At 50.8% G+C, this 12,562-nt stretch carries 10 protein-coding genes; 6 read left to right on the forward strand and 4 right to left on the reverse strand.

Features of this window, described 5'->3' with window-relative positions; translation table 11 throughout:
• The first annotated feature begins 114 nt into the window (after window positions 1-114).
• Window positions 115-1,551 (forward strand): MucBP domain-containing protein, encoded by a 1,437-nt coding sequence (locus EKM87_RS11590; RefSeq protein WP_125684888.1) that lies wholly within the window; start codon window positions 115-117, stop codon window positions 1,549-1,551.
• A gap of 793 nt (window positions 1,552-2,344) precedes the next feature.
• A complete protein-coding gene (locus EKM87_RS11595; RefSeq protein ID WP_125684890.1) occupies window positions 2,345-4,369 on the forward strand; it encodes a collagen-binding domain-containing protein in 2,025 nt (674 codons plus the stop codon).
• A gap of 778 nt (window positions 4,370-5,147) precedes the next feature.
• Here the strand turns inward: EKM87_RS11595 and EKM87_RS11600 are convergent.
• From EKM87_RS11600 to EKM87_RS11615, 4 genes are all read right to left on the reverse strand, one after another.
• On the reverse strand, window positions 5,148-5,900 hold the full coding sequence (locus tag EKM87_RS11600) for a sulfite exporter TauE/SafE family protein (protein WP_125684892.1): 753 nt from the start codon (window positions 5,898-5,900) through the stop codon (window positions 5,148-5,150).
• A 56-nt stretch (window positions 5,901-5,956) separates the two neighbouring features.
• Window positions 5,957-6,151 (reverse strand): hypothetical protein, encoded by a 195-nt coding sequence (locus EKM87_RS11605; RefSeq protein ID WP_125684894.1) that lies wholly within the window; start codon window positions 6,149-6,151, stop codon window positions 5,957-5,959.
• Between the two features lie 222 nt (window positions 6,152-6,373).
• Window positions 6,374-7,609, reverse strand: coding sequence for an MFS transporter (locus EKM87_RS11610; RefSeq protein WP_125684896.1), 1,236 nt, complete (start codon window positions 7,607-7,609; stop codon window positions 6,374-6,376).
• A gap of 17 nt (window positions 7,610-7,626) precedes the next feature.
• The gene (locus tag EKM87_RS11615; RefSeq protein ID WP_125684898.1) at window positions 7,627-9,288 is read right to left on the reverse strand and encodes a family 43 glycosylhydrolase; all 1,662 of its coding nucleotides are present in this window, start codon (window positions 9,286-9,288) and stop codon (window positions 7,627-7,629) included.
• A 191-nt stretch (window positions 9,289-9,479) separates the two neighbouring features.
• On the opposite strand from EKM87_RS11615, the gene EKM87_RS11620 reads away from it, so the two are divergent.
• From EKM87_RS11620 to EKM87_RS11635, 4 genes are all read left to right on the forward strand, one after another.
• Window positions 9,480-10,325, forward strand: coding sequence for an AraC family transcriptional regulator (locus EKM87_RS11620; RefSeq protein WP_225428447.1), 846 nt, complete (start codon window positions 9,480-9,482; stop codon window positions 10,323-10,325).
• Between the two features lie 83 nt (window positions 10,326-10,408).
• The gene (locus EKM87_RS11625; RefSeq protein ID WP_125684900.1) at window positions 10,409-11,266 is read left to right on the forward strand and encodes an NAD(P)H-binding protein; all 858 of its coding nucleotides are present in this window, start codon (window positions 10,409-10,411) and stop codon (window positions 11,264-11,266) included.
• A gap of 47 nt (window positions 11,267-11,313) precedes the next feature.
• On the forward strand, window positions 11,314-11,748 hold the full coding sequence (locus EKM87_RS11630) for an Rrf2 family transcriptional regulator (RefSeq protein WP_125684902.1): 435 nt from the start codon (window positions 11,314-11,316) through the stop codon (window positions 11,746-11,748).
• Window positions 11,749-12,052: 304 nt separating this feature from the next.
• The gene (locus EKM87_RS11635; protein ID WP_125684904.1) at window positions 12,053-12,499 is read left to right on the forward strand and encodes a hypothetical protein; all 447 of its coding nucleotides are present in this window, start codon (window positions 12,053-12,055) and stop codon (window positions 12,497-12,499) included.
• Window positions 12,500-12,562: the final 63 nt, after the last annotated feature.

Here is a 12,562-nt window from a genome sequence, read left to right on the forward strand (position 1 = left end):
TAGGCATAGAAAAATCCCCTTAAAGTTAACAGATGAATTATAGTTTTTCATCTGTCAACCTTAAGGGGACTATAGCACGGTTTACAGTACTTTACGGGTTTAACTAACGTTGATTTGGAGAATGCTGACGTTGACCCGGCAACGATTCCTAACTTCTCGTTTGCACCAAACTTGACGGGCTTTCAATTGGTCTACCCAGATGATGCCCCAGCTAACTGGAACATGACGCCAGATCAATTTATCCAGAGTCGCTTTGACAAGAATCCTAATTTAGGCTTTCTGTCACTTGACGGTGTAGGCTTGGTGGGTCAGTTACCAGATCTGCATAACAATCTAAATTTGCAAAGCTTGAATCTGTGGAACAACAAGTTGACTGGCGATATTCCAGATTACAGTTACTTGCCAAAACTAGATATCTTAGTTCTGGCATATAACCAGTTAAGTGGTGGCATGGAGAACGTTGCTAAAATTAACGCGGATGTCAACATTGCGTACAACAACTTTAGTGGGGACGTCGTAGCGCCAAGCATGGGCAACAATCAACTTAGTTCCTGGAACAACCATCTCACAGTGGGAATCGTGCCAACTGCGCAACAAACGTACGAATCTCAGGATCAAACGCTTACTGGTCAACCGGTCACGGTTTATAATGGGAATTACACTTTCAATCCAGTAACGGGTGCAGGTATTGGGTTTAAGCTAGATTCAACTAACGTCATCGACCCATTATTGAAGGGGACCATCGCTTCCGTTAACTACTCGACAACGGCGCCAACTTCACAAACGGATCTGGCCAGCATGGATGACGCCGCCAGCGACGTGACCATCAAGGGTGACCAATTGGTTGCCAACGCCAACACGCGGGATGGCTACTACACCATCGTGGTTAACGGCCCTGCCGGTTCGAACTATTCCGCTTACGTTACCTTCCAGTTGACGAACGACAAGACGGTCAAACCGGTGACGCCGGTGGACCCAGTTAACCCGGTCGATCCAACGCCTGGAACAACGACGGGGACGGTTACCATCGTCAACGTTGACCAAGATGGCAAGGTTATCAGTCAACACGTTCAGACTGGGAACGTCGGCGATACGTACAACGTTTCCGCTGATAAAATTAACGGCTACCAGGTATTAGGTTCCGGTGTTGCTAGTGGTACGTACTCAGCTAATGGGTCAACGGTTACCTTCAGCTACAACAAGCTGGCTAACGGCGGTGATGGTGCTACGATCGTTACAGATAACCCAATTAAAGACCCCAAAGCGCCAGTTGTCACGGAAGCTACCGGTGGTGCAGCTGCGGTCGTTAACAAGGGCGGCCAATCAGCTGCTACGGCAACTGCTGCTAGTGTCCAAAAGGGTGCAGCGGCCGCTAAGGTTAACTTAGCAGCTACTCCTAAGTCAGGTGAGCAACCAGCTGCTAAGGCTGCTGCGAAGACCACGTTGCCACAAACCGGTGACAAATCCGTTGCTGGTGTTGTCGCCGCTGGTTTGGCCGTATTGGTTGGCAGTCTCGGCTTGGCAGGCTTTAAGAACAAGCGTCGTAACTAAATTTAACTTGTGTTTGAGGGTGGGAGATTATTCCCACCCTTTTTTTGTATTAGGTGGCTATGATTGCCGCCTCCGGCAGCCAGGGATGGTACCGCACTTTGGGGACCGGTAAAAGCCTGTGGTTCGGTCTTTTACCTCGACTTGAAGCCGTGGATGGGGCACCACGTCTCCAAGCTCGTCCCACGCTGTAGGCTGGCTAAAACGCCAACCAACACCGTCGACACAGTGGGTACCATCCCTGGCTGCCTGCGGCTACGCTATGCTCGGTGCTGAAAAGAAGGGGGATGTCTTCATAAATGGTCTGGTCAACTGGTGGTGATACTTCCTTTGATTGGTGGTCGATTCTTAGTAGAAAATCAGTGCTAATTTTATGGGTTAGTCTTTGAGTTCAGGCCAGATTCTACCTGTCCTAACGTCACCGATATAAATTGTGTCCGCTATTTTAAGTGGGAGTGCCTGTCAGTTTGGCTGACGGTTACGGCAATCAGTTCTTGACCAAATCAATAGAAGCTTTAAGTGTGAGTTTGTTTCCTAGAAATGGTTGGTTTTCACGTCATACTGAAAGGCTGTCTGGTGGCTGGCCAATTGTTGAAATTATAGTGAAACTTGGTTGATGAAACTGGAAAATCATGACAAAGTGCTTCATCTTTTCTAGCCACATTCGTCATCGTGGTAAACTACCGTGTCGTTGAGTAGTTTTTAAGCAAAATAATTTCCATTTGATGTTGAATGTTCCCCGTGAGAGAGAGAAAATGAAGACGGAGTTTAATGCGAAAGGTAGGGATAATTCGATATGGAAATGAAACGGACGCATTTTAAGATGTATAAGGCAGGCCGTAAGTGGGTCTTTGCTTGCGCCACGATTCTAGCTTTAGGTGCTGGCGCCACGGTAACGGCTCAGGCCGATACCCAGCCAGCCGCTGCAGATGGCTCATCGAAGGTGGTTGGTGAATCTAACGGGGATCCTGCTGGAGACAAGGACCAGTCTAGCCAGGATCAGAGTAAAGCCGGTTCAGAACTGGCAGACAATCAGCAAAAGAGCGACTCAGATAAGGGGACGGACCGGGAGAAGACGTCTAATTCTGATCAAGATAAAGTTAATGTTTCTAAGCAAGATGGCTCACAAGTAACTAACAACCAGATGAAGAAGTCTCGTGCTAGTTTGCTGAAATCGGCGCCGGTCGCTAAGGCACCTACGAATCAATCAACGACCACAACCGCACCTACGACGAACAGTACTAGTACACAGACAGCTGCTGCCAAAGCTGCTGCGGCAGCCAAAGCTCGGGCAGCCTTAACTAAGGCGTTGGCTAAAATTGCCAACCAAACGACGGTTACGACGGCGTTGACGCCAACAGGTGCCGAGGGTATCCAAGCCGGTGGGAGTGTTTACGATGACTATCCCGACTTGAATAACATCCTGGGAGTCTCTTCACAATTCCACATATTTGCTCGCGAAGCCGAGTTAAACACCCACACCAACGGGAACGTTGCCGTTCAAAACCTGATTGGGAACGTCAACTTTGGAACGAACATCATTGAAGAACTGTTGGACAAAGATATTTCTTACATACAAAACATCACCAACATTGCTGGCAGTTCCTTCGTTTCTGCCGGGGATACTCGGGTCAACAAGGTTATCTTTGGTCAGGGCGTGGAAATTGACGTCAGCAATCCTAACCGGCCAATGGTCAATGGAACTTACATTGACCACCTACTGGCATCCGAAGTTTATCAAGACCAGATGGGGCAGACCTATATTGATTTTGATGAAGAATTTGCCAAATTGAAGCAGGTCAACGAGTCACTGGCCAACCGGAAGAGTTCTGCGAGCTACACGTCTAGTGACTTTGCAGACCAAAATAACCGGGTGATCGATGTCAGTGACTTGAAGCCAGATGCTGATAACCGCATCGTCATCAACCTGTCGCCAGATGTTTTGGCCGGAAACACGCCATTGACCATCAAAGGCCTGTCTCCTGAGGATACCGGGACCACAATCATCATCAACGTGGATACCGGTGGTGCTGAAGACTACACGGTGAACTCCCAGATCAAGATTCAATACAGTGACGGTAGCGACCGGGATAACCAAGAAACGGAACACTTTGGAGATAACCATCTGTTGTGGAACTTCTATGACAGCACCGCTAGCGACAAACAGTTTACCGGTGATATCAACATCAACGCGCCATTCCAAGGCAGTATCTTAGCTCCATCCGCAACGGTTATCGCCAACCAAAACATTGATGGGAACATCATTGCGGACAAGGTGATCGTTAAGGCTGAAACCCACCGGTGGGACCTGCAGGATAATTCAGAGGAAGACGAGGACACGGATGAAGGCGATGGTAACATTGACGGACCCGATCCTGAAATTCCTGGGATTGAAGTTCCTGATACAGAAACACCAGACGTTGAGAAGCCCGATGTTGAAACACCGGGTGAACCTGGTGAAGAGGCCAACGGTGGCGACGAAGATCTGTCTTACGAGCATGAACACCCAGAGTACACCGAAGACATGGCGGAAGAGTTTGAGGACGACCTGATTGACTTCGAACAAGAGGGCAATACGGCCGCTGAAGAAGCGCTTCTGAACCGGGTCGACGCAGCGATTGCTAAGGCACGGGCCGAAGGCAACACAGCGTTGGTTGCCCAACTGGAATCCGTTCGGCAACAGATTTTGGCAGCGTTAGGATTGGCCGATGGTTTGCCACAAACTGGCGAAGTTAAGGGTAACTGGGCCCAAGTCTTAGGGCTAGCACTGGCAACGAGTTTGCTGGGGACCGCGGTTGTTCGGCGCAAACGTCGCAACTAAACTATTTTTTAATTAATACAAAAGGCGTGAACACTTTTCTGAGTGTTCACGCCTTTTATTGCGTTGGCCGCCTCCGGCTTCCAGGAGTGGTACCAGCTGTGGGGGCCGGCGTGAGCCAAAGAGCGGTCTCCCGCCTCGACTTGAAGCCACGTAAAACCCAACGTGTCTCCAAGCTCGCCCCATGCTGTAAAGCTGGGAAGAACCAAGCGCCCAGCTTAACACCATCGACACAGCCGGCACCACTCCTGGAAACCTGCGGCTACGATACATGATTGAATAAGACTGTGGTTTGTGGTTAGCTTTTGCTGGTGTCTTATGCTGAAGTTGAATTCTGTAGGAAATTCACTAGTGAGAGTGATCAGGCTTTGCGTGATTTTTAGCTAATGTAAGAGTAATCCAAAAGTATCTAATGTGAGCGGATACTTCTATATCAATTATGGTTGTGAAATCGTCCGTTAGATATTGTTTGGTTTTGGCCTTTAACCAGTGTACCAACGAATTCAATGTAGCCGGAGGTTGTCAGGGTGGGGGTCGGCTGTGACAGTGGTGTTGACTCGGGGGTTATCGAGTCTACAGCACGGGACGAGCTTGGAAACGCACGGGTTTAGTGCGGTTTCAATCCGAGCCGGATGACCGCTCTTCAGGCCGCAGGCGTTCCCCACAGCTGTCCCCACCCTGACGACCGGAGGCAGCAATTAGACGGGGATATAAGAGGCACAAAAGGACAATAAAAAAGTGAGCAACCATCACAGCTACTCACCGGTAAAAATGATTAATTTCAGAACAATGGTAAGACCATCCGCACACCCATAAACAGCAGCATGATACCAATGAATGGTTTGGCGTAATCGTTGAGCTTAGTCGGATTGACGTGGGCTAACAGTCGCGGTGCACAGAATGCCCCGACCACTGCACCGATCATCAGGCTGAGACCAATCGACCAGTCGATATTGTTAGCAGAAAGGTGAAAAATCAGGCCGATTAGGGAAGTGCCCACTAAAACGTAGGACGACGTGGCAGCCGCTGGGAGCATATCTAAGCCCAGAACCAATAGTCCGGCAATAATGGGTCCACCGCCGCTTAAACCAGCGACACCGACTAAAATACCGCTGATCACGCCGTACATGGCAGCTTGGGCGCTCTGATGTTTAGCCGGTCGGTCGTTATGACTGAGAAACCGTTTGACCAGGATCTGGACACCCAGTCCGGTTAGAATGATTGCCACAATCCAAGTGTAGGGGCGGTTAGGAATGTAGGGCGCAATCAGGGCGCCCACCACCGTGGCGGGAACCGCCGTTATCAGCATTTGATTACCGACCTTGAAGTGAATCTGACCGGTTCGGTAGTGGCCGTACGCACCGACAATCAGGGATGGAAAGGCCGTCACCAGCGAGGTCGAAGCGGCCACAGCCGGGGCGAGGCCAAAGACACTGGTCAGGATACCCAGGTAAATGGCCGCTCCACCGCCACCGGTAGAAATTACCAGCAACCCAACTAAAAATCCAATGACAACTAACGTAACCCATTCCATGTGTGCATTCGTCTCCCTACCAATTTAGCATGTAGATAAGTTTAACGATAACTGAGTTAGCCGTCAATGTGTTGGCAAATCAAATGTAACCAGCATTGATACTGCGAAATTGGTTGCACTCCGGAGGTCAGGAATTCCGCCTGCTGTGGGGTCGCTTCAGCCAAAGCGCCAATCTCCTCGCCCGCCTTGAAGCCACGAAGAACCCGTGTCTCCAAAGTTGCCCGTGCTGTAAGCGCGAAGGTCTCCAGCAAACACCACTTTCACGGCCGGCTACATCCCTGACCTCCTCCGACCTTGATTGTGATGTAAGGTGATTATCGCTGACTGGAGGTGATTCCCCTCATGATGATTTCGCTGATAACAGACAGTTGTGACAACAAAATACTGTGGCAACCGGAAAGGCAAAAGGTCATTCACTTGGCAGGTATAACCAAACGAATGACCTTATCAAGACTCTTTTTTAAGTTAATTACTTACCGTTTCACTGACTTGATTCCTAGAATCAAGACCCCACCAATCAGGGAGAAGACGAAGGAAACGATGAAGATACCGGAGTACCCGAAGAGGGAGATCACGGCCGCCGCGAGGACGGGGGCAATCGCTTGGGTAATCGTGTTCCCCAGGTTGTAGACCCCCAGGAAGAAGGCGACCCGGTTTTGATCAGGGATAACTTCCAGGTTCAATAAGTTATCCAGGGAGTTCCACATCCCCATTCCAATCCCGGCAGCGAAGGCGTAGGTGATGATCCCAAACGTGTCGCGGAAGAAGAACAGCATCAGGGCTGCTAGGGCCAGAAATAGCGTGGAGAACCCAACGGGGAGCTTCAGAATCTTAAACTTGTCGGAAACGGGTCCGGCAACGAAGCCCATGAAGACCCCGAAAATCAACATAATCAGGTTGATCAATTGAATGGATGATTGGGTTTGGCTGCCCCGGTGAAGGAAGTCGGTCATAATGTAGAGAATGTAGCCGGTGATGGCAAAGTTACCGACCCCTTGGAACAGCTTGGCAATCAGGGCCATGTAGTAGTCCCGGCCAATCGACCAGCGGGGGAAGATCGAAGCGGCATCCTTCAGCGTTAATTTTGGCTTGGGCGCTTTTTCCTCGATCTCTTCGTCTAAGTTAGAAGGTTCATGGACGATGAAGGTCGCAATGGCGACCCCGATAAACGTAATGATCCCAAAGATAATGAAGCCGAGGCGATACTGGCTGAGGAACATGGCACCAATCACGTTGAACCCATTGTTTCCCAAGGCCATTCCTAATCCACCGTAAGCGGAGGAAGCCGTTCCCCGGCCATCCTTAGGGGCGAAGTCAATCCAGGCCACCATGGGAGCGACGATGAAGTTGAGGGCCGCTTGACCGACCATCCAGGCCGCTAAAAGTACTGGAATGTTTGGTGAGAAGGAGGCCGCAATCATGGCTAGCATGAAGACGAAGGCACCACCCAGTAACCAAGGGGCCCGCTTCCCGAACCGTGATTTCGTTTTATCCGACAGGGCGCCGGCAATCATGTTGGACAGTGCCGCAACGATCATTCCGCAGGTTGAAAACAGGGCAACTAATTCAACCTTGTGGGCGGCATTGAAGTTTTGAATCAACGCTGGTAGGAACAGACTGTTCATGACGATGTAGGGACCAAGCCAACTGGCCGGGCCGATGATTAACCCCGGAATCAGGCGTTTGAGAGAGATTGTCGTTTTATTCATAACTGAATGCCTCTTTCTTAATTGTTTCTGACAGTGTAGTAGTCAAAGTCAGCAAATGATTGCAGTTGATGGGCGTCGACGGCACCGATGAAGTTGAACAGGGCCGTGAAGCCACCGATTTCGCCGGGCGCCCCATTGACGCCTTCATCGGACAAGTAAGTGACGTCAAAGCTGTCGCCTAATGGCTGCCAATCGGCTGCGTCGGTTAATCGGTAGGAAATTTGAGCAATTCCTTGGTGGTAGTCTAGGCGGATTTCAGCGGTATCGTTGGGCACCGTGACCTCATCGAAGAGGTGATCGACGCGGTCGCCTAATTTCGCTTGTAGGACGCGCAAGACGGTGTGGTCTTCGGTATCATCCTGGCACAGACGGGCGTACAGCCAGTTGTTGGAGTCATAGTAGAGTCCCAGTCCGGCCGTTTCTGAATAGTGGTCGGGGTGGAAGGTGAGCTTGGTCTGGACCGTGTAGTCGAGTGAGGTGGCCCGGGTTGCCATGATGCTAGGATTGACCTGTGAGAAGAATGAGTTGTGGCCGTGAATCCGCAGGTGACCCGGATTTTCGGTGGTGTTGACCCAGCTGGAAGCTTGCGTTCTGTACGGCGTCATGAACCGCACGTCGTAGGTGTCGCCAGTAAAATCGTCGTTAATATCAAATTTGGTGCTTGACTGGGTCGTCGGAACGTCCTTTAAGCCTGCGAAGGACATCTTGGCTAAATTGCTGCCGTCGGCCATTTCCAGCCAACCGTCCGCGTTCCACTGCATCTTTTGCAGGGAAGTCTCGCGGCCCAGTGGGTTCTTCTTCTGACCAGGCAGTGGTCGGGACATCAGGTGGGCGACGTACCATTCGTCCGTTTGCGTGTGGACGAGGGAGCCGTGCCCTGCCTTTTGCATCAGGGAGTTCGGGTTAAACATTTCGAAGTGCCCGGCGTCCGGGTCGCCCAGGGAGAACAGGTGGTGTGGGGATGAGGTGATGATGGGTTCGCCGGTTGGGTTGGGTTCGTAGGGGCCAAAGACCGTCTTGGAACGGCCAATCTCAACGCCGTGACCGTAACCCGTGCCGCCCGCCGCAATCAACAGGTAGTAGTAACCGTTGTGTTTGTAAAGTTGTGGGGCTTCGGCACAGCCGCGGGTGGTAAAGCCCGTGGTGACGCGGTGCCAGTCACCAATGATACCGCCGTTTTCTAGGTCGACCTCAGCGATGACAATGTGGCCAGGTGCCTGGTAGCCGGTCCGGGTCTCCCATTCCAGGATGGCGGCGTAGTGCTTGCCATCATCGTCGTGGAAGACGGCCGGGTCAAACCCAATCGACGTCAGGTAGACGGGTTTGGACCAAGGGCCAGTGATGCTATCGGCTGAGACGGCAAAGGAATCCGAGTTGAATTCACGGCCAACCATGTTTTGCATGTGCGAGTAGGCTAGCCAGAACTTCTTGGTCCGTGTGTCGTAAGATAAGTGGGGGGCCCAGATGCCAGCGGGCGTGTTGGTTCCGCGCAGGTCGACTTCGCCGTGGTTCAAGGCGTAACCAATGAGCTGCCAGTTGGCTAGGTTAGTTGAGTGAAAGATTTGAACAGCGGGTGTCCAGTGGAAGGTCGAGGTGGCAATGTAATAATCTGCACCCACCCGAATGATTGAAGGGTCGGGGGCCATTCCGGGAATAATTGGATTTTGAATTCGTGACATAGTATTTTCACGCTCCATTTGTTAAAATTAGGTTACTTATAAACCGTCATATCAGAATTTTAAGTTAGTTGTTTTCGAGAACTAATTGCTGAATTCAGAATACTTTGAAAGCGGATACAAGTCAACGATGTTTTACTATGTTGTCGATTATTGGCGGCGAGTAGGTAATGATTGTCACTTTTTTGGAGAGGATGAGTCAGATGACCCGGCAACATCATGAGAACGTGGTTTCAAATTTAGATATTGGGATTCGGTTCTACGAATCCAACGTGGCGACGAGCGGTTACGTCCCGTTCCACTGGCACAGTAGTATTGAGTTGGTCTGTGTGTTAGCGGGCCAACTGACCTTTCAATTCGACGGTCAGGCCCACGTGATTCGGGCCAACCAATTTTCTATCGTGTCGTCTGGGGTCATCCATGACGTGACCAACACGCCGAACCGCTCGCTGGTCCTGCAGATTCCGTTACGCTTCATTGAACGGTACGTTGCTCACCCGGAACGGCTGAATTTTTCGACGGTGGGGTTGGAGGCCACGCCAGCTTACCAGGAGGTCGTGGCAGCCTTTAAACGGTTAAATCAAATCAATCAGGAGCGGCAACGGGGGTACCTCATTGATACGGGAATCACGGTGCTCACCATGTTAAAGACGTTGATCCTGAACTTCACCGATCCAGATGACCCTTTGACGGAGAGCTCAAGTAGCCTGAAGTCCATCGTCATTTACGTCAACGAGCACTATCGAGACAAATTAAGCGTCAAAGCGGTGGCCCACCAATTTGGCTATAATGCCAGCTATCTCTCTCGCTTATTTAAGGCCCAGACGGGGGTCACGCTAGGGCGTTACGTCTATCTGATTCGGTTGAACAACCTGTATCGGGATCTGATCGACACGGATACGCCGGTGGACGTGTTAATGGATAAGCATGGCCTGACTAACCGCCGGACCGCGCGGGAGATGTTTCAGGAGATGTACGGATCGTTGCCCAAGCAGATTCGGCTACAGTATCAGCGAGAACGGTCCCAACGGATGGATTAATAAGTAAAAAGTCGCTTTCGTTGACTTTTTGGATAGCTGATGTAACATATAAAGTAACATCAAATACAGAAGGAGTCTTTACTATGAAATTTGTCGTTACTGGCGCCACAGGTCACCTGGGGTCACAAATCGTCCAACAATTAGCGCAACGCGTTGCTGCCACTGACATTACGCTGGGTGTCCACACGCCAGCCAAGGCCGCTAGTTTTGCTGATCAGGGGATGACGGTCCTCCCGTTAGATTATGGTGATCAGGGGAGTATCGTTGCTAGCTTGGCTGCCGCGGATGTAGCTATTTATGTCCCTAGCAAGAGTCACGATAGTTTTAGCCGGGTCACGGAGTTTGAACACGTGATTGCTGCAGCTGAGCAGGCCCAAGTGGGGCATCTCATTGTCATGGGCTTCATTGCCGATCAGGCCACGAATCCGTTTGATCTGTCCGCCTTTTATGGGTACGTTCCCCGGCGGTTGGCGTCTTCTGACCTGAGCTACACGATTTTGCGCAACGCCCTGTACGCCGACCCACTGGTACCCTATCTGCCAGAATTGATTGAACGCAAGAACGTGATTTATCCGATGGGTGACGCCTCGCTGAGTTTTATCAGTCTTGAGGAAAGTGCGGCGGTGTTTGCTGAAGTGGCCGTGCGTCCAGAGCTGTGGACGCAACCAATGTACACGTTGACCCAGGAACGCTCCTACACCATGCCAGCGTTGGCCCAAGTCCTACAAAATGTATCGGGTCAACCGATTGGCTACGCGCCAGTCACTTTGTCTGAATTTGAAAAAATGTACGACCAGGGCAACGAGGGGCACATGCTGGCGTCGATGTACGCTGGTGGTGCGCAAGGCTTGCTAGCAACGGTGACCGATGATTTCAAGACGATCATGGGCCGGCCAGCACAGACGTTGCCAGACTTCTTAGCCCAGGAGCTTGCAAAGTAATATCAGATTGGTATTATGTGTCCTGAAGAGAGTGAAGGAGGGATCGGATGCGCTATTCGCATAAACTTAGCGATGCGATTCATATTTTAGCTTACGTTGCGATTTATCAGGATGGTGATTTGTCTAGTGCGACCATTGCGGCCAGTGTGGAATCGAATCCGGCACTGGTCCGACGGCTGATGGGGGCGTTGCGCAGAGCAGGCCTGCTGACCACCCAGCAGGGCTCGGCGACCCCTAAATTGACTAGGGATGCGACGGCAATCACGTTGCTAGATGTTTACCGGGCTGTCGAAGAGGACGGTAACCTATTGCACGTGGATGATAAGACCAACCCCAAGTGTGTGGTGGGGGCGAACATTCAGGATACGTTGCGGGAGGCCTACGATGAGGTGCAGCGGGTAGCGGAGGCTCAGCTGAAGCGGCAAACACTTGCCCAAATCATTGCTGGCATCCTCACCCGCCATCACGCTAAAACTCAGTAAGTTGTTCGTCACTGGTTACTAGGGACGGCCACCTGGTGGGACAGACCTGGGGCCTGAGAAGCGGTCCCCAGGGTTCTGTCCCTAGTAACCAGTGACTGATGCTAGTCGTTGGTGTGATTGCCAGTGGTTATATCACTGCCATTGCCCACTTTGTCAAACCGCTTAAATAATTTCAACTTTTCAATAAATCCCAGGTCAAGACGTCAATGTCTTGACCTGGGATTTTTTTAAAAGCGGTTTCATGTTTGACATCAAGCTGTGCTAAACTGAGCATATACTTAGATTAAATTCATGAGGTGATGAAATGTCAAAATTAGTTCGTCGGATCGTCCTAGCCGGCCTTACATTAAGTTTACTGGGTGGTATCGTCACACCAACGCTGGCTCAAGCGGCAACGACTGAGCCGGGCACCACTGCAACATCTGATCCTCAAGACACCGTTACTTATAAATTCGATTCGATTCAAGCACCCTACGATCGAATTACCGACGAACAAGGCCAGACGACCCATACGCCTTGGTTTGTCAAAAAACAAGGCGTCCTTGTCCCTCAGCTCTATTCATCAGCGGACATAACTGGAGATAACTTCAAATTCCCGTTCGTCGGTGCTTATGATAACGAAGGAGACGATTCTCGCGTAATCGCGGCCCAAATGACTAGCCTTGCCCAGAATGGTTTAACTGTAAGTCCAGATGAATCTTTTGCAGACTACATCGCCCAGCCCAATCCTCCCAAAGGAGTGTTTAAATAATTATGTGTAAATAGAAAAATAAGCAATTGAAAAGGGAAAGCCTCTCCCTTATGATAGTTAGCA

It is taken from the genome of Levilactobacillus yonginensis, assembly GCF_003946265.1.
Classification (GTDB): domain Bacteria; phylum Bacillota; class Bacilli; order Lactobacillales; family Lactobacillaceae; genus Levilactobacillus; species Levilactobacillus yonginensis.

What these genes read in the sequence shown, in the direction of transcription:
- EKM87_RS11625 (WP_125684900.1), top strand. Translation starts at nt 10,409, where the DNA reads ATGAAATTTGTCGTTACTGGCGCCACAGGTCACCTGGGGTCACAAATC.
- EKM87_RS11635 (WP_125684904.1), top strand. Translation starts at nt 12,053, where the DNA reads ATGTCAAAATTAGTTCGTCGGATCGTCCTAGCCGGCCTTACATTAAGT.
- EKM87_RS11615 (WP_125684898.1), bottom strand. Translation starts at nt 9,288, where the DNA reads ATGTCACGAATTCAAAATCCAATTATTCCCGGAATGGCCCCCGACCCT.
- EKM87_RS11620 (WP_225428447.1), top strand. Translation starts at nt 9,480, where the DNA reads ATGAGTCAGATGACCCGGCAACATCATGAGAACGTGGTTTCAAATTTA.
- EKM87_RS11600 (WP_125684892.1), bottom strand. Translation starts at nt 5,900, where the DNA reads ATGGAATGGGTTACGTTAGTTGTCATTGGATTTTTAGTTGGGTTGCTG.
- EKM87_RS11610 (WP_125684896.1), bottom strand. Translation starts at nt 7,609, where the DNA reads ATGAATAAAACGACAATCTCTCTCAAACGCCTGATTCCGGGGTTAATC.
- EKM87_RS11630 (WP_125684902.1), top strand. Translation starts at nt 11,314, where the DNA reads ATGCGCTATTCGCATAAACTTAGCGATGCGATTCATATTTTAGCTTAC.
- EKM87_RS11595 (WP_125684890.1), top strand. Translation starts at nt 2,345, where the DNA reads ATGGAAATGAAACGGACGCATTTTAAGATGTATAAGGCAGGCCGTAAG.